The sequence below is a fragment of the Paraburkholderia sp. IMGN_8 genome, from assembly GCF_038050405.1.
Taxonomy (GTDB): Bacteria; Pseudomonadota; Gammaproteobacteria; order Burkholderiales; family Burkholderiaceae; genus Paraburkholderia.
Genome location: NZ_CP150901.1, coordinates 2103315 through 2122992, shown reverse-complemented (window position 1 = coordinate 2122992; position 19678 = coordinate 2103315). Strand labels below are relative to the sequence as shown.

The window sequence follows — 19678 nt, the reverse complement described above, 5'->3', positions numbered from 1 at the left end:
GCGCCGCCGGAAGAATGACTGCCTTGTCGCTATTGCCGGGCGGTTGAGTTCCGGAGTGGGGCGGTTAATACCCACACGCTATATAGAAGATATTCAATCACAAGAAAACGTAGAGAGGAATTGAGCCATGCAGATTCATCCAGTGATCCTTTGCGGCGGAAGCGGCACCCGACTGTGGCCGATGTCGCGCGGGGGCTATCCCAAGCAATATCTGAAGTTGACCGGTGATAACACGCTGATTCAACAAACGGCGCTGCGTTTGCGCGGCATTGCCGACATCGCTTCGCCGATCGTCGTCACGAATAATGAGCAGCGTTTTCTGGTGGCTGAACAGTTGCGCCAGGTCGATACGGTGTCGTCGTCGATCGTGCTCGAGCCTGCCAGCCGCAATACGGCCCCGGCTATTGCGGCAGCCGCGCTGCTGGCGATGCGCGAATCCCCTGAGGCGTTGCTTCTCGTTCTGCCGTCTGACCACGTGATCACCGGCGAAGCGGCTTTTATTAAAGCAGCCGAAGCCGCCGCGCACATTGCCAAGGACGGCTACCTGGTCACCTTCGGCATTACGCCGACCGAGCCTCACACCGGCTACGGCTATATCCGTGCAGGCGCACAGTTGGTGGACGACACGCAGTCCTTCGCTGTCGACAAGTTCGTCGAGAAGCCGGACGCGGCCACGGCGGAGCGTTTCCTTGCGGAGGGCGGTTACTACTGGAACAGCGGCATGTTCATGCTGAAGGCTTCGACCTACATGGAAGAACTGCGCCGCTACGAGCCGGAAATTGCGCTGCAGGCGGAGCTTGCGCTCAAAGGCGCGCAACACGACAACGACTTCGTGCGCCTGGACGCGCAAGCTTTCTCCGCGAGCCCGAACATCTCCGTCGACCATGCTGTGATGGAGAAAACGAAGCGCGCCGCGGTGATTGCCGTATCGGATCTGGGCTGGAACGACATCGGCTCCTGGACGGCGCTTGCCGACATTGCCGAACGCGATACGCAGGGCAATGCGCTGCTCGGCGACGTGCTCACTGACGCCATGAGCAATTCGTACATTCGCGCCGAGCACCGCCTGGTGGCCGCAATTGGTCTGGACAACGTCGTCATCGTGGAGACTGCTGATGCTGTGCTGGTTGCGCATCGCGACCAGGCACAGGACGTCAAGAAGATCGTTGCGCAACTGAACGCGATGGGCCGACACGAGTCGGTGACGCACCGCCGCGTGGTGCGGCCATGGGGGTCGTACGAAGGCATCGACAGCGGCGACCGCTTCCAGGTGAAGCGCATTATCGTGAGCCCGGGCGCCCAGTTGAGTCTGCAGATGCACCATCACCGCGCGGAGCACTGGATTGTCGTAAAGGGCACCGCGGTGGTGACAAACGGCGACAAGGAAATCATCCTGACCGAGAATCAATCAACGTACATTCCACTCGGCGTGACGCATCGACTGATGAACCCAGGCAAGATTCCGCTCGAACTAATCGAAGTACAATCTGGCGCCTATTTAGGCGAGGACGACATTGTGCGTTTCGAAGACACCTACGGTCGCGCAGCGAAGGCGTAAAAGCTCAACGAAAAAAAAGCACACGAGGCGGCAAAAAACAACCAGCCGCCTCACCCAACCCAAAGGTAGGGAAGTACCCTTCGGCGCGCGCAGCGCCGCCGGAAGAATGACTGCCTTGTCACCAGGGCTGAATGTGCGAGGACACAGATTCCAGATGCTCCACTACCACCTCCAAGCCAAGGGACCCGCTTAAGAGCTAGCGGTTTGAGCCGCTTTCTTTTGCCTACTTTTCTTTGCGGCGGCAAAGAAAAGTAGGTGCCCCCCCGCACAGGGGGAACGCTAATAAACCAAAAACAAAAGAAAACCCCACCGCCGTAGGCACACAGCCAAAAAGCGCCGCAAAAGGCAAAAAAAAACCTACTTCTCAACCCCCACCGCCTCCATTAGGCGCCCCAATAGTCAACTTATTATTCACCGACTTCACACCAGCAACATTCTTGGTCACTTCTTCCGCCTTCGGAATCTGCGCCCCATCTGGCACCGTTCCAGTCAAAGTCACCGCGCCCCCTCGCGCGCGAACAAACACGTTCGACACATCAAAACCCTGCGCTTTCGCCAACGCCTTACGCACGTCCAGACCCAGCTTCCGGTCCATCTTCTTGGTCGTTTTCGCACTGGGAGCCGCCGCGGCCGTATCGGTCGTCGCCATCGCGTCGCTCGACTGGGCATAGGCGCTGGACGCCGTCGCCACACACAACGCGATACCGAGCGCCTTCAAAAGATTGACTGTTTTCACGTTTTCTCCATTCCTCGAAAAGTTGACTTCGCATCGTTGCATGAAAAAAACCACGCGCTTGCGAGCACTGCGCCGCCCGCCAGGAGCACTTTGTCTTATAGAAGAGTGACGTCGTGAAGCCCCCCAAACGCGATTAAACAATACTCCAGCAAACGCCCCGGCGTTGAAAAAACTGAGTGAAACACCGATGCTCCGCAGTCCACACCGATCTCAGCAACTTACGAAAAAACGACCACGCATACGAAGGACGCCCATCGCGCGATTCGCCTATGATGTGAGCTTCGATCATCAAAAACACCATTGAGATGTCTGACGGCGTAACACAAGAACTAAACGAACCACGCACGGATGCCGCAGCATCGCCGATCGATTACGGCTTATGGGCATTGACCTTCAGCTACGTGCTGAGCCAGTTTTTCCGCAGCTATATCGCGGTGATCGCCACTCAGTTGATTGGCGATTTCCAGTTCTCGCCGGATCGGGCTCGGCCTTGGCCTGCTCAACAGCCTGGTTTTTCTGGGCGTGGCGCTGACCAGCAGTTGCTTCGGCTGGATCGCGGGCGCCGCAAAACAGGCGCATTTGTCCAGCGTAGGCATCTATTCATGGCTGTTTGCGGTGACCGCGGTGCCGCTCGCGCTCGGCGCGGCGGTTTATTTTTTCAGCCCGGTCGTGGCGACGCCCAAAGAGGACTTTGAGGCTTGACTCCAGGTGCCGGCGGGTTCGCCTTAGTATGTCGCGTGAGCAGCCACGCTGCCGGGTCGTGCGCTGCCCGGATAGCAGCCAGTTGTAGAAGGCCTCCATTAAAGGCGCTCCACGTTTCCGCCTATAATTCCGCTGCCCGGACCTACCACAACCGGGTCACGGTTTGTCCTTCAGATGCAGCCGTTTTGCGGGAGCGCGTTCCATTTTGAACAAGTCTAATAAGAGCCCGATTAACAGCCCGATTAACAGCCCGATCGAAAAACCGGTTAGCGGCCAGGCTGCCAACGAAGCGGCGCAAAAACCGTCTTCATCGAGCGGAACGCACGCGGCTCTCGTATCCCGGACCGCGCATGAGGCGCACAAGGACGACCGGCACTTCGTCACGGCACTCGCACGCGGGCTCGAAGTGCTCGCCTGTTTTCGCTCGGGCGACAAATCGCTGAGCAACCAGGAACTCGCGCAGCGCTGCAAGCTGCCGAAATCGACGGTGTCGCGGCTGACTCATACGCTCACGCTGCTCGGCTATCTGATCCATCTGAAAGAGAGCGGCAAATATCGTCTCGGTACAGCTTCGCTTGCGTTGGGGAGCGCGATGCTGGCCCGTCTCGACGTGCGCAAGATCGCTCGCCCGGTCATGCAGGAACTGGCCGATATCTCCGGAGCAACGGTTTCATTGGGCACGCGCGATCGGCTCTCGATGATCTATGTGGAAAACTGCCGGGGCTCGGTGGCGCTTACGCTAACCCTGGAAGTCGGCTCGCGTATTCCCGTTGCGACCTCCGCAATCGGCCGCGCCTGGCTCGCGGCGGTTCCCGAGCATGAGCGGCTCAGTTTCATGGAGCAGGTGCGCGAGCTCGATCACGTGGCCTGGCCGAAAACCCGGCGCGGCATCGAGCAGGCGCTCGACGATTACGGCACGCTCGGTGTCACGACTTCGTTCGGCGACTGGCAGAAAGACGTGAACGGCATTGCGCGCGCGTTCCAACCCGGCGGCGAACTGCCGATCATGGCGATCAATGTCGGTGGCCCTTCGTTCAAGCTGTCGAAGGCGTTTCTGCTCGAAGAAGTGCGGCCACGTCTGATCGACGTGGTGACGCAGCTCGAAAGCGCGCTATCACATTGAGGCATTGATGCATTGAGCCGTGGCCGTCTCCGATCAGAACCAGCGAGGCGACATGGTGAGGGTGGTGTCGTCGAGGCTGCGCAGTGTCGCGAGCATGAGTGAGACGCGCGGCAATTCCCAGCGGAAGAACCACTGGCACGCGTGCAGCTTGCCGCGATAGAAGTCGCGGTCAGCTTCGCTTGTCACCCCAGGGAGTGCTGCGCTCGCAACAATCGCTTGCCGCAACCACGTCCACGCAATCACGATATGGCCAAACGCTTCCAGAAACGCATTCGCGTTGGCGAGCGCGCGTTCGCTTTCGCGGCCGAGCGTGGGCCGCAATGCTTCGACGGTGCCGGTCAACTCGCTCCATGCCGTGCGTAACGCATCGGCATACGCGTGCAGCGCCGGATGAGCGCGCGCGGCATCGATACCCCGCTGTATTTCGAACCCCAGTTGCTTCAATGCGGCGCTGTCTTTCATCACCACCTTGCGGCCCAGCAGATCGAGCGCCTGAATGCCGTGCGTGCCTTCGTGAATCATGTTCAGGCGATTGTCGCGGTAGTACTGCTCGACCGGATACTCGCGCGTATAGCCGTAGCCGCCGTGAATCTGGATCGCGAGGCTGTTCGCTTCAAGACACCACTGCGACGGCCACGATTTCACAACAGGCGTCAGCAGATCGAGCAACAGGCCCGCTTCGGCGCGCGCCGTGTCGCTCTCGCCGGTGTTCTGCTCGTCGACGAGGCGCGCCGCATACAGGCATAGCGCATAAGCGCCTTCCACGTAGGCCTTTTGGGCGAGCAGCATGCGGCGCACGTCGGCGTGTTCGATCAGCGGCAATTGCGGATCGAGCGGATTCTTGTTGTCCGGGCGGCGTCCTTGCGGCCGTTCGCGAGCGTAATCGAGCGACGCCAGATAGCCGCGGTAGCCGAGCATGACCGCGCCCAGACCTACGCCGATGCGCGCCTCGTTCATCATGTGGAACATGTAGGCGAGGCCGTGATGCGGTTCTCCGACCAGTTCGCCGATGCACTCGCCGCGCTCACCGAACGACAGCATGGTCGAGGTGGTGCCGCGCCAGCCCATCTTGTGAATCAGGCCCGTCAGTGCAACGTCATTGCGCGCGCCGAGGCTGCCATCTTCGTTGACGTGGAATTTCGGCACCGTGAAGAGCGAGATGCCTTTGACACCCGGCGGCCCACCCGGAATGCGCGCCAGCACCAGGTGCACGATGTTCTCGCTCAACTCGTGATCGCCGCCCGAAATAAAAATCTTGTTGCCGCGGATCGAGTAGGTGCCGTCCTCATTGGGCGTCGCGCTCGTGACGAGATCGGACAGGCTCGAGCCCGCTTGCGGCTCGGTCAGCGCCATCGTCCCGAACGCCCGTCCGTCGAGCAGTGCTTGCAGATATTTGCGCTTCTGCACGGCACTGCCGAAGCGTTCGATCACGTTGGCATTCGCCGTGGTCAGCATCGCGTACGACGAGGTGGCGATGTTGGCGCTCTTGAAGAGCGACAGGCAAGCAAAGGAAATCACCGCCGGCAATTGCATGCCGCCCCATTCGTAGTCTTTGCCCGCGGCGAGGAACCCCGCTGAGCGGAACGCGTCGAGCGCGTCCTTGACCTCCGCGACGATCGTGACGCTTTGGCCGTCGAATTGCGGTTCGTGTTCGTCCGATAGACGGTTGTGGGGCGCGAATTTTTCCGCGGCGACCGCATGGGCGGTTTCTAGCGCGGCGTTGAAGGTCTCGCGGCTGTGGTCGCCGTGGCGCGCGCGCTGTGTGAGCGTCTCGGCCTCGAGCACTTCGAACAGCTGAAATTCCAGGTCGCGTGAGTTGATGATCAGCGCATCAGGCATGGGAGAAGACCTGTCAAAAGGGAAGCCGCTGTGCGGAACAGGTGCGCGAAAAAACGCACAGCGCATGAGCGCGGCTCGATTGAAAAATACGGTATCCGGGTAAGCCCCAATGATCCGCTAGCCAAGCGATGCGTGTCAGTTTATATCAAAAGTGAATGAGCGTGCTTTTATTTACACGCCGAATTTCGGCACGTATGATGGTCAGAAAATCTGGAATAGAAGTCTGCATAGCAGAACAACCTGGATAATCTGGAGGAGCGTCGTCATGTCTGTGAAAGACCTGTTTCAACTGAACGGCAAGGTTGCACTGATCACCGGAGGCTCGCGCGGACTTGGCCTGCAAATGGCCGAGGCGCTCGGAGAAATGGGCTGCCGCGTTGCGATCACGGCGCGCAAGGCCGACGAGCTCGCCGAGGCGAAAGCGCATCTGCAGAGCCAAGGCATCGAGGTGCTGACCGTCGTCAACGATCTGCAGCACTTCGAGGGAATTCCGGGGCTCGTGGAAGAAGTGCTCGGCCTGTACGGCCGCATCGATATCCTCGTGAACAACGCGGGCGCGACATGGGGTGCACCCGCCGAGGACTATCCCGACGAAGCGTGGCACAAGGTGATGAACCTGAACGTCAGCGCACCGTTTTTTCTCGCCCGCGAAGTCGGCAAGCGCAGCATGATCCCGCGCCGCGCCGGCAAGATCATCAACATCGCATCGGTCGCGGGCCTGAGGGGTTCGCCGCCCGGCATGAACACGATTGCGTACAACACGTCGAAGGCCGCGGCGATCAACTTCACGCGTGCGCTGGCGGCGGAATGGGGCAAGTACAACATCAACGTCAACGCGATCTGTCCGGGCTTCTTTCCGTCGAAGATGTCCGCGGGGCTGCTCGGCAAGCTCGAAGATACGATCGTCAAACGCACGCCGTTGCAGCGGCTCGGCGGGGAAGAGGACCTGAAGGGCCCGGTCGTTTTCCTGGCGAGCGAGGCATCGCGCCATATTACCGGCCAGTATGTCGCGGTGGACGGCGGCGCCATCATCGTCTGATGGACGGGTTCAAGGACGCAGCGCGCGGATCGCAGCCGCGCTGCGCTCGAGCTTTGCTCATGCTTTGCTCGCGCTTTGTTCGATTAAACAACGAGGCGAGTTCACGCACGCTGCGCTTCGCGGACGATCCCGACGAAGTGCACCGCAATGCGATCGCGAAGATGGAGCTTGGGCGCCACCTCGGGCGTTCATCGTGAAGCACGAGTAACGCGTGACGCATGACGCATGACCTATGAACAACGCGCCGCAAGCGCTGCACGCGAATAAAGCGTGAACCACGCGCAACCCCGGCGCGCACAGATCGTAAAAGCAGGAGACACCTATGAACGAACGCCATCATCCGCATTGGCCGCCGCAAGTGCCACTGCATCTAACGCTGCCGCAGACCAACATTTTCTACAACGCCGAGGTATCGGCGGCGCGCTTTCCCGACAAGCCCTTCATCATCTTCTACGACACGCCGGTCACCTTCGCCGAGTTCAAGGACGAAGCCGAGCGGATCGCGGGATTTCTCCAGCAGGAATGCGACGTCAAAGCCGGCGACCGCGTGCTGCTCTACATGCAGAACAGCCCGCAATGGATCATGGCCTACTACGGCATCCTGCGCGCAAATGCGGTGGTCGTGCCGGTCAATCCGATGAACCTGACCACCGAGTTGCGTCACTACGTGGAGGACAGCGGTGCGACCACGATCATCGCGCCGCAATGCCTGTTTCCACAGGTCGAACCGCTGATCGGCGATGCACCCGACCAGGGACTCAAGTATGCAATCGTCGCCACGTATAGCGATTATCTGAAGCGGCCCTCGCCGATTACGGTCCCCGAGTTCGTATCTGCTGCGCGTAAAACGTTCGACATACCGGGTGTTACACCGTGGCGCAAGGTGCTCGAACGGCGCATCGCGCCAGGTGCGCTCACCACCGGCCCCGACGACCTCTGCGTGATGCCGTACACGTCGGGCACGACCGGTAAACCGAAGGGTTGCATGCACACGCATCGCAGCGTGATGAGCACGCTGCTCGGCGGTTGCGTGTGGTTCTCGGCGCCGCCGGACGGCACGTATCTATCGGTGCTGCCGTTTTTTCACGTGACCGGCATGCAGGGCGGCATGAACAGCGCGGTCTTTTCCGGCACGACGATCATCGTGCTGCCGCGCTGGGATCGCGATGCGGCGGCGCTATGCATGCAGAAATATCGCGTGACCGCGTGGCAGTCGATTTCGACGATGATGGTCGATTTCCTGTCGAATCCGAAGCTCGGCGAATACGATCTGTCGAGTCTGAGTGGCGCGCGCGGCGGCGGCGCGGCGATGCCCGATGCGATCGCTAAAAAGCTCAAGACGTTGACCGGGCTCGATTACGTCGAAGGCTACGGAATGTCGGAGACGATCGCGGGCACGCACATCAATCCGCCGCATCGTCCGAAGCCGCAGTGCCTCGGCATCCCGGTGTTCGACGTCGACTCGCGCGTGATCGATCCGGCCACGTTGCAGGAGCTTCCCGCAGGCGAAACCGGCGAGATCGTCGTGAATGCGCCGCAGGTGATGCTCGGTTACTGGCGCGATCCGAAGGCCACGCAAGAGGCGTTCATCGAACTCGACGGCAAGCGTTTTCTGCGTACCGGCGACCTCGGCCATATCGACGAAGACGGCTATTTCTTCATGACCGACCGCCTCAAACGGATGATCAATGCGTCGGGCTATAAGGTTTGGCCCGCCGAAGTAGAAGCGCTGATGTACCGGCATCCGGCGATCCACGAGGTCTGCGTGATCGGCGTGAAAGACGAGAAGCGCGGCGAGACCGTGAAGGCGCTGGTGGTGCCGGACGCGGCGCATGCGGGCACGATCGACGAAAGCGAGATTATTGCGTGGGCGCGTGAGCAGATGGCGCCGTACAAAGCGCCGCGTATCGTCGAGTTCGTGACGTCGTTGCCCAAGTCGGGCAGCGGCAAGATCTTGTGGCGCAAGCTGCAGGAAGAGGATGCGGCGCGCACCGACGCCAATGCGAGCAACGGAACCCGCGGAGGTGCTCCGCAATGATATGGCTTGAAGCGTTACTGGATGAACCGTTCGTCTGCATTACCGACATGATCCGCCGCTTTGCGACCGAACGCGCGGAGCATGCCGCCTTGATCTGCGACGGCGAGGTCGTGACTTACGCCGAACTGGACGCGAGGGTCGATCGTTTCGCCGCCGCATTGCAACGCGACGGGATCAAGCCTTGCGATGCGATAGCGTTGTGCGCGACGTCATCGACCGAATACGCCGTGGCGTTTCTCGGGGGCTTGCGTGCGGGTGCGGCGGTGGCGCCGCTCGCGCCTTCGTCGAGCGCGGCGAGCCTCGTCAGCATGATCGGCAATTCGGGCGCGCGGCTGCTGTTTCTCGATGCCGAGGTCAAGCGTCTGCTCGAACCGGTAGCCGGCGAAATCAGCGCAGCGCCGATCGCACTCGATGGGCACGAAGGCAGCACGCCGTTGCAGGCGTGGCTCGCGCCGAAGGGCGCCATGCCCGAACCCGTGACGATCGACCCCGCGTGGCCGTTCAATATCATCTACTCGTCCGGCACCACCGGCACGCCGAAAGGCATCGTGCAGTCGCACGGTATGCGCTGGGCCTACGCGGTGCGGAGCATTCCGCGCGGCTATGGGCCGGACGCGTCGACGCTGATCTCGACACCGTTGTATTCGAACACCACGCTCGTGAGTTTCATGCCGACGCTGACGTTCGGCGGCACTGTCGTGCTGATACCGAGATTCGATGCCACGCGTTATCTGGCGCTCGCGCAACAGCACCGCGTTACGCACACGATGCTCGTGCCGCTCCAGTATCAGCGGCTGATGGCGCATCCGGACTTCGATCGTTACGACCTCTCCAGCTTCGTGGCCAAGTTCTGCACCAGCGCGCCGTTCGCGGCCAGCGTGAAGGCCGACGTGGTGCGACGCTGGCCGGGCAAGCTCACCGAGTACTACGGGATGACCGAAGGCGGCGGCTCGTGCCAGCTGGAAGCGCACGAATGGCCGGCCAAACTGCACACGGTCGGCAAACCGATGGAAGGCCATGATATCCGCCTGATCGACGAACAGGGCAACGAAGTGCCGGCTGGCGAGGTGGGCGAAGTCGTCGGGCATTCGCCGGCGATGATGACCGGCTACTACCGGCAACCGGACAAAACCGCCGAGGCGGAGTGGTACGACCCGAGCGGCAAGCGCTTCATCCGCACCGGCGATATGGGCCGTTTCGACGAGGACGGTTTCCTGACGCTGCTCGATCGCAAGAAGGACATGATCATTTCCGGTGGCTTCAACGTCTATCCGAGCGATCTGGAGGCGGAGCTGCGCAATCATCCGGATGTCGCGGATGCGGCCGTGGTCGGCGCGCAATCGGCGCAGTGGGGTGAGACGCCGGTTGCGTTCGTGGTGCGCCATCGTCAAGCGACGCTCGACGCCGACGCGCTGCTCGCGTGGGTCAACGCGCGGCTCGGCAAGATGCAGCGGCTGTCCGCGCTGACCTTCATCGATGTATTGCCGCGCAGTCCGATCGGCAAGGTGCTGAAACGGGAATTGCGCGAGCAGTTCTATCCAAACGGCCGCTGATTCATGACCCGCTAAGCTTTCACTTCGCCGCCGTCGCGAGCGAATTCAACCCCGCCGACTTCAACTGTCCAGCCTGGACCACCGCCGCGAGCGGATTGCCGATCACAAAGCCGCCGCGTTCATCGACGCCCGTCACGCTCTGCGGATTGTTCTGCGGCGGCAGCGCCTTCACCGCCTTGTCGAACTGGTTGCGGATCGCGGTGGCATCGCTGACGCTGCCGGCGAGTTTCATCGCAAGCGCCGTCGCGTAGACCGCGGTGTAGTTGAGCGACACTTCCTGGCTCGGATCGCGCCCGCCGTGGCTCTTGCGGAAGCGCTCGACGAACGCCTTCGCGTTCGGTGTCTCATCGTTCGCCAGCGGCAATACGCCGATCGCGCCGTTCAGCGGCGCATAGCCGCCGGTCACTTTGGCCACTTCATCGAGTTTTGCCTGATCCATCACGATGAAGCCACCCTTGAAGCCCAGTTCGCGCGCCTGCTGCACGATCAGTCCGGTCGGTTCCGATGGTCCGCCGATAAACATCACGTCCGGTTTCGCCGCCAGCACACGGCTCACACCGCTGTAGAAGTCGGTTGCACGGTTATACGACATCGAGTTGTCCGCGACGATCGTGCCACCGGCCGCTTCCCACGCCGGCTTGAACGCGGCGACCCAGACCTTGCCGTAGTCGGTATCGGTGGCAGCGAGGGCGACCTTCTTGCCGTACGTCGCCATTTCATACTTGATGAACGAGTTCAGATACGAGGTGAACTCAGGCGGAATCCGCACAGTGAGCTTATTGCCGCGCGCGCTGATCTGCGGCACGCTGGTGTACGACAGCAACAGCAGTTTCTGCTGCTCGTTGCTGGTCTGCACCGCGAAGCCGCCGCCCGAATGCGGCACGAGGACCACGGCCGCCTGCTGTTCCTGCGCGAGACGCCGAGCGTTGATCGCTGTTTCGCTCGGGTTGTACTTGTCGTCGAGCGGCACGATCTCGAACTTGATCTTCTTGCCGGCCACTTCGAGGCCTGCCTGGTTGACGTCGGCCGCGGCCAATTGCATGCCGTCGAGCACCTCCTGACCATACTTCGCCGCGCCGCCGCTCAAGGGGCCGGAGAAGCCGATATGCACCACTTGCTGCGCCATCGCGGCGCCCGCGCCTAGCAGCGCGGTCGAGGCGAGCGCCGCGTACAGTCCGGCCCGGCCGCACAAGCGTTTGATCGTCATACATGTCTCCTTTGGATTGATCGAATCTGCCGGCGCGAGGTGGGCCGGCTTGTTCTCTGCAAGCGCGCGGAAAGGCCGCGAACGTCTTGGCCTATCCGCCGACGTAAGCGCGCCGGATCGCTTCGTTGTTCATCAGGTTCGCCGGTTCGCCTTCGAGCACGATGCGGCCGTTCTCGATCACGTAGGCGCGATGCGCGATCTTCAGCGCTGCGAACGCGTTCTGTTCGGCCAGCAGCACAGTGGTGCCCACGCGATTGATTTGCTGAATCACCTCGAAGACCTGCTTGACCACGAGCGGTGCGAGGCCAAGCGACGGTTCGTCGAGCAGCAGCACCTTGGGCCGCGCCATCATCGCGCGGCCGATCGCCACCATCTGCTGCTGGCCGCCGGAGAGCGAGCCGGCCGGATGGTCTTTGCGTTCGGCCAGCAGCGGAAACAGCGCGAACACCTGATCGAGGTTGCGCTGATTGCCGGCCTTGTCGCCGCGATGCACATACGCGCCGAGCGTGAGATTTTTCAGCACCGACATGCCGGGAAACAGCTTGCGGCCCTCGGGGCACTGAATCACGCCGCTGCGCACGATCTGCGCGGGCGTCATGCCGAGCAGTTCACGCTCGCCGAAGCGCAGGCTGCCGCTCGCGGCGCGGCGCAGGCCGCTTGTCGCGAGGAAAATCGAACTCTTGCCCGCGCCGTTCGCGCCGAGCAACACCACCAGTTCGCCGTCGTTCGCGTGCAGATTGATGCCGTCCAGTGCGCGAAAACTGCCGTAATCGAGCGCGACGTTGTCAAACTTCAGCATGCTCGCTCCCAAGGTACGCGTCGATCACCGCCGGATTCGCGCGAATCTCCGCAGGCGTGCCCTCGGCGATTTTCTCGCCGTAGTTCAGCACCATGATGCGATCGGCGAGCTTCATGATCATGTTCATCTTGTGTTCGACGAGGCATACGGTCACGCCGTGTTTCACCAGCTTGCGGATCAGTTCGGCGAGGCCTTCGGTCTCTTCCGGATTCACGCCGCCCGCCGGTTCGTCGAGCAGCATCAGGCTCGGTTCGGTGGCGAGCGCGAGCGCCACCGCCGCGCGTTTGCGCTCTTCCTGCGAGATGTCGCCCGCCATCCGCCCGGCCATCGCCGACAAGCCGACAAAGTCCAGCGCCTCGCGAGCTTTCTCGCGGCAGATGCGTTCCTCCTGTTTCAGCCGCGACGAGTGGGTCAGCACGTCCCACAGTCCCGAGCGCGTGCGCAGCCGGTGGCCGACAATCAGGTTGTCCAGCACGCTAGCCCGATCGAACAGCGCGGTGGACTGAAATGTGCGCGCGACACCGAGGCGCGCCATCTGATCGGCAGCCAGGCGCGTGACGTCTTGCCCCTTGAACAGAATGCGGCCCGAAGTCGGCAGATGCGTGCCGCTGATCAGATTGAAGAAGGTAGTCTTGCCCGCGCCGTTCGGGCCGATGATCGCGTTGATCTTGCCCGCTTCGATGTGCGTGCTGATGTTGTCCACCGCAACGAGGCCGCCGAAGCGTTTGCTGAGCGAGTCGATTTCAAGCATGACGGTCTCCACGCGCGGGTTGAGACTGACGCGCGACGATGCCGTTGGTCGGCGTCGCAAGTTTCGCGCGCCGTCCCTTGCGCGTTTGATACAGGCCGACGATACCGTTAGGCAGAAAGATCACCAGCAGGATCAGGATCGGACCGAACACGACGAAACGGTATTCCTGCAGAAACTGCAGGTACTGCGTGAGCCACGGCACCGCCAGCGCGCCGAGCAGCGGACCGGCGAGGGTGCCGATGCCCCCCACCAGCATGTACATCGTCATATCGAAGGTATGGTCGACGCCCGCCAGATCCGGTCCGAGGAAGCGCACCGCGCCCGCATACAAACCGCCTGCGAGCCCCGCATAGACGACCGACAGCACGAAAGCCAGCACCTTGTTGCGCATCAGGTCGATGCCGAGCGACTGGGCGAGCCCGTCGCTATTGCGGATCGCCATGAAGGTCCGGCCGAGCAGCGAATTGACGATGCGATGCATCACCCACACGCCGAGCACGAGAAACCCGAACACCAGGTAATAGAGCGCGCGCGGATTCTCGAACGAGACGAGGCCGAAACCGGATGGAGCAGGGATGCCGATGATGTCCGCAACCCCATGCGTGAGGCTGTCCCATTTCTCGATCACGAGAAACATGATGTAGCCGACGCACAGCGTGAAGATCGAGAAGTAATGGCCGCGCAGCCGCAACGACACGAGACCGACCAGCGCGCCCAGTACCGCGACCACCACGCCCGACGCGACGAACGCAATCCAGAACGGCACCTGATGATCGACCGTCAGAATGCCGACGGTGTACGCGCCGACCGCCATGAAGCTGCCGTGCGCGAGATTGTATTGCCCCGTATAGCCGGTAATCAGATTCAGCCCGACGGTGGCCAGCGCGAAGATGTACGCGGTGGACATCACGGTGAGCATGTAGTCATTGGCGGCCAGAAACGGAAACACGACACCGAGCACGAACAGCAGCGCCCAACCCAGCTTGCCCTCGAATAATTTCATGATGTGCGCAGTTCCCTGGTGAACAGGCCTTGAGGACGAACCGACAGAATCACCACCAGCAGCACGAACGCGATCATGTCCTTGTAGTCAGTCGAGATGTAGAAGGCGCCGAAGCTCTCGGCCATGCCGATGATCAGCCCGCCCACGATCGCGCCCGGCACGCTGCCCATGCCGCCGAGAATGATGATCACGAAAGCCTTCAGGATCACCAGCTGGCCCATCGCCGGATAAACGAGGTTGATCGGCGCATACAGCGTGGCCGCCACCGCCGCGAGCAGGCCGGAGATGCCGAAGGTCAGCATCGTCACCTTGTTGGCGTCGATGCCCATCAGCGAGGCGCCGTCACGATCCTGCGCCATCGCGATGATGCTCGAACCGATCACCGTGTATTTGAGGAAGAGTTGCAGCAACACCACCAGGGCGAACGCGCTGACGATGATCAACAGGCGCTGCAACGGCGCGGTCACGCCGCCAAGATCGACGATGCCGGCGTAGGGCGTGGCCATGCGGTGAAAGTCGGCGCCCCAGATCGCCTGGGCACCGGCTTCGAGAAACAGCAGCAGGCCGATCGCGGCGATCATCGGATGCAACTCGGAAGACTTGCGCAGCGGATGGAACACGAGCCGTTCAGCGAGGATCGCCAGCACCGCGACGGCGAGTCCTGAGCCGATCATCGCGAGCCAGTAGTTCCAGCCGAGCCGGCTCATCAGGTAGAACGACACGAAGGCGCCCACCATGTAGAAAGCGCCGTGGGCGAAATTCGGCACCGCGAGAATGCCGTAGACCAGAGTGAGACCGAGCGCGACGAGGCTGTAGATACCGCCCAGGGTCAGCCCGTTGAGGACTTGCTGCAAAAACATATCCACGTTTTTACACCCTCCAGCTAGGCACACGTTATCGACTGTTTCAAACGCTCATCGATGCAGGCTGCAAAACGCGATGTGCGGTGGCGCGAGAGAAATTTGGCACGAGCGTTCGCTTAGCGTCAATAGGGTTTTCCATTCGCACGTTCTGCATTGCAGATTATTAGGGAAGTCACTTATACGAATCGTCCGCATGGCTGGCATGCGTGGTACAGCCAATGCGTAATGGCTGAAAGCCGCGCCATTGCTTGTATTTCGCACATCGCGCCTGTTTGCCGAGGGCGACGATAAGAGAGGTGGGATGGGGAAGAAGTGTCGGCTTGACATGGCTTTGCGCACGCCAGTATTCTGCAATGCAGAAATTCTTTCTGCCGCGGGCGCGCTTGCTGAACCTCGACGCAAGCGCTTCGCAAAGCGGCTGTCATCGCGATCTCTCGCGCTTTCTCAAGGTAAGCCATGAACTCCACACTCGATATCCCTAGCGTTCGTCAGATGGTGTCTCCGGAAGAATGGCAGGTGCGCGTCGACCTCGCGGCCGCGTACCGGCTGGTGGCGTTGTTCGGCTGGGACGATCTGGTGTTCACGCATATTTCGGCGCGCGTGCCCGGCCATGAGCATCAGTTTCTGATCAACCCGTATGGTTTGTTCTTCGAGGAAATCACCGCGTCGAGTCTGGTCAAGGTGGACCATGAGGGTCATCCGGTGATGCCGACGCCGTTCGACGTGAACCCTGCCGGCTTCGTGATTCACAGCGCCGTGCACGAGGCGCGGCCCGGCGTGAATTGCGTGCTGCATACGCATACGCCGTACGGCGTCGCAGTGGCGGCGCAACAGGATGGCCTCTTGCCGTTGTCGCAACAATCGGGCTTCGTGTTGACGAACCTCGCGTATCACAACTATGAAGGCGTTGCGCTGCGCGACGCGGAGAAGGCGAGGCTGGTGGCCGATCTCGGCAACGCCAACTACATGATGTTGCGCAATCACGGCTTGCTGACCTGCGGACGCACCGTCGCCGAAGCGTTTCAGGCGATGTATCTGTTCGAAACCTCATGCCGTATTCAGATCCTCGCGCAGGCGGGCGGCAAGCTGATCGATGTGCCGCAGTCGATCATCGAAACTATGGGCGAGCAGGCGCGTGAAGTCAGCAAAGGCAAGGGCGCCGATCTGGTGTGGCCTGGGCTGCTGCGGCGCCTGACACGCCGCAATCCCGGCTACGACCTGTAGCAGCCGTAGCAACCTGTTGGGGCCGCCTTCGCAAGCGGCCCTATCGCCCAGGCGCCACCGGCTAGAACATGTGCCGGATGCCGACGTTCACACCGGCCGTCGTGCCTGTGACCTCGTTCAGGGCGTTGTTGACCGACAGTCCAGTGTGCATTGCGCCGTGATTGTTCACGAAGCCGACTTGCCCGTAGACCATCGTGGCCTTCGACAACGAATACTCCGCCCCCGTCGACGCCATCACCGAATGGTTGGTCGAGTTGTTCCCGTCGCGGGTGTACCACACGCCGGCATCGACGTTCAGCGCCGGCGTGATGCGGTAGCTCGCGCCGCCCGAGTAGACGCGATCGTTGAACGAACCTGCTACCTTGTACTGCACATACGAGGCCTTCACGGTCAGGCCGTTGAATACGTAGCTGGCGCCGAGCGCACGGCCGTCGAAGGCGACCACGCTCGGGATCGCGATCGATGCGGCACTGCCGCCGGCGTTGCCGCTGTAAAGCGCCGCGTCGACGGTCAGCGAACCGAGGTGATAGCGCAGGCTAGCCGAGTACTGACGGCCCGCCTGAAAATTGCCGGCCGCGCCGCCGAGCGCCATCAGCGCGCTGGCCTGCAGGCCGGCGATTTCCGGCGACGTGTACGAAACGCCGTTCGGGTTGAAGAGGCCCGTTACGTAGACGTTGTTGAGGTAGGTAATGAGACCGCTGCCGAAGTACGACATCTCGCGCGGATCGAAGTCGTACACCGCGAGGAAGAAGGGCGAGAACTGCAAGCCGGCCTTGACCGTACCGAAGCGGCTGTCCACGCCGACCCACGCCTGGCGGCCGAATTCATTGCCGTTCGAGTTGCTGAACGACCCGTTGGCGATGCTGATGCCGCTTTCGAGTTCGAAGATCGCTCGCATGCTGCCGCCGAGATCCTCGGCGCCGCGCAAGCCGAAGCGTGAACCGGAGACGCCGCTGTCGGTGAACGAGTACTGATGGCCGGCATTCTGGCCGGTCTTCGCGTTGAGTGTTTTGCTCGTGTAGAGGAGGGAGCCGTCGACGATGCCGTACAGCGTGACACTGCTTTGCGCATTGGCGCTCTGGGCCGATCCCAATGCGCATGCGCCCACTAATCCGAGAATGACTCCAACCCGATTGCGATGACATGCCGGCATGCTTCGTGTCTCCTTGTTTATGGGAATCGATTGAATTGGTGAAGTGAAGCTTGTGCTGCACGGTCCTTGCAGATCTGCTGCCGATCTGCTGAGCTGCGCAGTTTCAACAGACGAGGCCGGGCCCTCGCAAACTGATTAGGTATGCGAAATATTGTGTCTGCTGGTCTGTGCCTGAATGCGGTTGGCCTGCGGTTTGTCTACTGATCGAGCGACCCACTTGGCGCCGCGATGAGTTCGTCGATCGGCGTGCTTGCGCACAGGATGCAGGCGCAATTTGGCACGACCGTTCGTTCTATGTCAACGGGGGAAATCGCGCAATTGGCCTGCAATGCAGGCCAAAGACGGGAAAACACCTAGCGCTTTCATGCTGGCGGCATGTGGCTTGTAAGCCCATGTAATTAAAGGATTCGTCGAATGGTTAAAGGTCAGTTGCCCCTTCTGGCATTACTTTCCGAGATTCTGCATTGCAGAACTAATGCAGGATCAGCGGCGATTAGCTGGGCGTCAGCGCGCTCCGTCAGCGGCTCAGCGTCGCACCGCAGCAGCCGGTGCCATTGGACCCTCAGCGTTCATTTGGCTGTAAGCTCTATCCGGCGAGCGCGCGCGAAGCATCGTGCGCTTTCGCTGTCACGAACGAAGATTCGCAGAAAGACTTCAACGCCGTTGCCAACTATCCAGAGGGAATATCAGATGAAATTCTTTGCCATGAAGAGAGTCATGCTTGGGCTTGCGGTCACGGCCATGGTCGCGGGCAGCATTCCGCTGGCTGAAGCTCAAAGCGCAAGCGCTGCGGGCACGACAGCCGACGTCGCCAAACCCGATATGGCGAGCAGCGCGAAACCCACCAAAGCCGAACGCAAAGCGGCCCGCAAACAGGCCCGCGCGAAGAAAAATGCTGAGCTGAAGAAGCTGGAGGACGCAGGCTATCAGCCGGGTAGGAACGACCCGAACTATCCGACCGATCTGCAGAATGCGCAGAAGAAGGCCGGGATCGGGACAGGCGCGAGTCAGTAACGTGCGCGGTCGCCGCGCGAGGCGGAATAGGGCGCGCGGCGACCGGTTCGGAATCAGGCCGGACGTTGCCGCCCGCTTGAAAAAATATCCGCCCTCGCGCTCAACGCGCGCCGAGCGTTTCTATCAGCATATTGACGAACGCCTTGACCCGCGCCGTCATCTGTAACTGTTGCGGGTACACGGCGTAGATGTCCGCACCCGGCGTCCGATATTCCGGCAGGACATGGATCAGGCGTCCATCGGCCAGATACTCGGCAATGTCCCATTCGGCCCGCATCAGAATGCCGTGTCCGTCCAGCGCCCACTTCACCGCGATCTCGCCGTCGTTGGTGGTCAGATTGCCGCGCACGCGCACCGTCTCGGTTTTTTCGGCCGCACCTCGTCCGCTTGTCAGCCGCCATAGCCCGTAGCCGTCGCCGCCTTGTCGAATGCCGATGCAGTTGTGCTGCGCCAGTTCCGCGGGGCTGCGCGGCGGACGCCGCTTTGCAAAGTAGGCGGGCGCGGCGCAAAGCAGCCGTCGGTTCGGCGCCACTCTGCGCGCAATCACGCGCGCATCCGGCGGCTCGCCGAAGCGCACGCAGACATCGAAGGCATCGTCGCTGATCGGCGGAGGGTCGACGGATAGCTGCAACTGCACGTCCACCTCCGGATAGCGCCGCACAAACTTCGATATCAGCGGAGCGACATGACTGCGGCCGAAACCGAGCGTCGCGTTCACTCGCAGCAGGCCTTTCGGGGCCGCCTGCGAACCGCCCAGCAATTGCGCCAGGTCGTCCATCTCGCTCAGGATGCGCCTCGCGCGCGTGAGATAGAGTTCGCCCTCCGGCGTGAGGCTCATGCGCCGTGTGGTCCGGTTCACGAGCGACACGCCGGCGCGTGATTCCATCTGCGCCAGATGCTTGCTCACGGCCGCCGTGCTCAAACCGAGTTCACGCGCTGCGGCTGTCAGGCTGCCGCTAGCAGCCAGCGTGGAGAAGAATGCGAGGTCGTCCGGCTGTATCGACGAAGTCATCGGAACGGGTTGATTGTCAACTTCAGGTTAAGGATGCTTTGAGTCTAGCAGCGTTTTCATGCCG

Annotated in this window: 17 protein-coding genes; 8 read left to right on the top strand and 9 right to left on the bottom strand. The window is 61.5% G+C overall.

The genetic code is table 11. From position 1 onward, the window contains the following. Positions 1-127 precede the first annotated feature (127 nt). Positions 128-1558, top strand: coding sequence for a mannose-1-phosphate guanylyltransferase/mannose-6-phosphate isomerase (locus WN982_RS30685; RefSeq protein ID WP_341319312.1), 1431 nt, complete (start codon positions 128-130; stop codon positions 1556-1558). Between the two features lie 364 nt (positions 1559-1922). Here the strand turns inward: WN982_RS30685 and WN982_RS30680 are convergent, their stop codons facing one another. Further along, positions 1923-2294 (bottom strand): BON domain-containing protein, encoded by a 372-nt coding sequence (locus WN982_RS30680; RefSeq protein WP_341319311.1) that lies wholly within the window; start codon positions 2292-2294, stop codon positions 1923-1925. Positions 2295-2747: 453 nt separating this feature from the next. Between WN982_RS30680 and WN982_RS30675 the strand changes: the two genes are divergently transcribed. Both WN982_RS30675 and WN982_RS30670 read left to right on the top strand, forming a co-directional pair. Further along, positions 2748-2996 (top strand): hypothetical protein, encoded by a 249-nt coding sequence (locus WN982_RS30675; RefSeq protein WP_341319310.1) that lies wholly within the window; start codon positions 2748-2750, stop codon positions 2994-2996. Between the two features lie 205 nt (positions 2997-3201). Beyond that, positions 3202-4119: an IclR family transcriptional regulator gene (locus tag WN982_RS30670; protein WP_341319309.1), complete on the top strand. Its 918-nt coding sequence runs from the start codon at positions 3202-3204 to the stop codon at positions 4117-4119. A 33-nt stretch (positions 4120-4152) separates the two neighbouring features. Here WN982_RS30670 and WN982_RS30665 read toward each other — a convergent pair whose 3' ends face one another. Continuing rightward, on the bottom strand, positions 4153-5958 hold the full coding sequence (locus tag WN982_RS30665) for an acyl-CoA dehydrogenase (RefSeq protein ID WP_341319308.1): 1806 nt from the start codon (positions 5956-5958) through the stop codon (positions 4153-4155). Between the two features lie 265 nt (positions 5959-6223). On the opposite strand from WN982_RS30665, the gene WN982_RS30660 reads away from it, so the two are divergent. The 3 genes from WN982_RS30660 to WN982_RS30650 all read left to right on the top strand — a co-directional run bounded on the left by WN982_RS30660 (position 6224) and on the right by WN982_RS30650 (position 10588). Then, complete coding sequence (locus tag WN982_RS30660; RefSeq protein WP_341319307.1) at positions 6224-6997, top strand: SDR family oxidoreductase; 774 nt, start codon at positions 6224-6226, stop codon at positions 6995-6997. Between the two features lie 322 nt (positions 6998-7319). Then, the gene (locus tag WN982_RS30655) at positions 7320-9035 is read left to right on the top strand and encodes a long-chain fatty acid--CoA ligase (protein WP_341319306.1); all 1716 of its coding nucleotides are present in this window, start codon (positions 7320-7322) and stop codon (positions 9033-9035) included. Beyond that, a complete protein-coding gene (locus tag WN982_RS30650; RefSeq protein WP_341319305.1) occupies positions 9032-10588 on the top strand; it encodes a class I adenylate-forming enzyme family protein in 1557 nt (518 codons plus the stop codon). The genes WN982_RS30655 and WN982_RS30650 overlap by 4 nt, the downstream gene beginning before the upstream one ends. Before the next feature lie 19 nt (positions 10589-10607). On the opposite strand, the gene WN982_RS30645 is transcribed toward WN982_RS30650, so the two are convergent. From WN982_RS30645 to WN982_RS30625, 5 genes are all read right to left on the bottom strand, one after another. Continuing rightward, complete coding sequence (locus tag WN982_RS30645; protein WP_341319304.1) at positions 10608-11795, bottom strand: ABC transporter substrate-binding protein; 1188 nt, start codon at positions 11793-11795, stop codon at positions 10608-10610. A 91-nt stretch (positions 11796-11886) separates the two neighbouring features. Next, positions 11887-12594 carry an ABC transporter ATP-binding protein gene (locus WN982_RS30640; protein ID WP_341319303.1) on the bottom strand — a complete coding sequence of 236 codons (708 nt, stop codon included), beginning with the start codon at positions 12592-12594 and terminating at the stop codon, positions 11887-11889. Continuing rightward, complete coding sequence (locus WN982_RS30635) at positions 12581-13345, bottom strand: ABC transporter ATP-binding protein (protein WP_341319302.1); 765 nt, start codon at positions 13343-13345, stop codon at positions 12581-12583. The genes WN982_RS30640 and WN982_RS30635 overlap by 14 nt, the downstream gene beginning before the upstream one ends. Further along, positions 13338-14348, bottom strand: a complete 1011-nt coding sequence (locus WN982_RS30630; RefSeq protein ID WP_341319301.1) for a branched-chain amino acid ABC transporter permease — start codon at positions 14346-14348, stop codon at positions 13338-13340. Before WN982_RS30630 ends, WN982_RS30635 begins: the two co-directional genes overlap by 8 nt. Next, on the bottom strand, positions 14345-15214 hold the full coding sequence (locus WN982_RS30625; protein ID WP_341319300.1) for a branched-chain amino acid ABC transporter permease: 870 nt from the start codon (positions 15212-15214) through the stop codon (positions 14345-14347). Before WN982_RS30625 ends, WN982_RS30630 begins: the two co-directional genes overlap by 4 nt. A gap of 453 nt (positions 15215-15667) precedes the next feature. Here WN982_RS30625 and WN982_RS30620 point away from each other — a divergent pair, with 453 nt between their 5' ends. Beyond that, on the top strand, positions 15668-16435 hold the full coding sequence (locus WN982_RS30620) for a class II aldolase/adducin family protein (protein ID WP_341319299.1): 768 nt from the start codon (positions 15668-15670) through the stop codon (positions 16433-16435). A gap of 61 nt (positions 16436-16496) precedes the next feature. On the opposite strand, the gene WN982_RS30615 is transcribed toward WN982_RS30620, so the two are convergent. After that, positions 16497-17588, bottom strand: a complete 1092-nt coding sequence (locus tag WN982_RS30615) for a porin (protein ID WP_341319298.1) — start codon at positions 17586-17588, stop codon at positions 16497-16499. A gap of 690 nt (positions 17589-18278) precedes the next feature. On the opposite strand from WN982_RS30615, the gene WN982_RS30610 reads away from it, so the two are divergent. After that, the gene (locus WN982_RS30610; protein WP_341319297.1) at positions 18279-18602 is read left to right on the top strand and encodes a DUF4148 domain-containing protein; all 324 of its coding nucleotides are present in this window, start codon (positions 18279-18281) and stop codon (positions 18600-18602) included. Between the two features lie 100 nt (positions 18603-18702). Here WN982_RS30610 and WN982_RS30605 read toward each other — a convergent pair whose 3' ends face one another. Then, the gene (locus WN982_RS30605; protein ID WP_341319296.1) at positions 18703-19614 is read right to left on the bottom strand and encodes a LysR family transcriptional regulator; all 912 of its coding nucleotides are present in this window, start codon (positions 19612-19614) and stop codon (positions 18703-18705) included. Between the last annotated feature and the right edge of the window lie 64 nt (positions 19615-19678).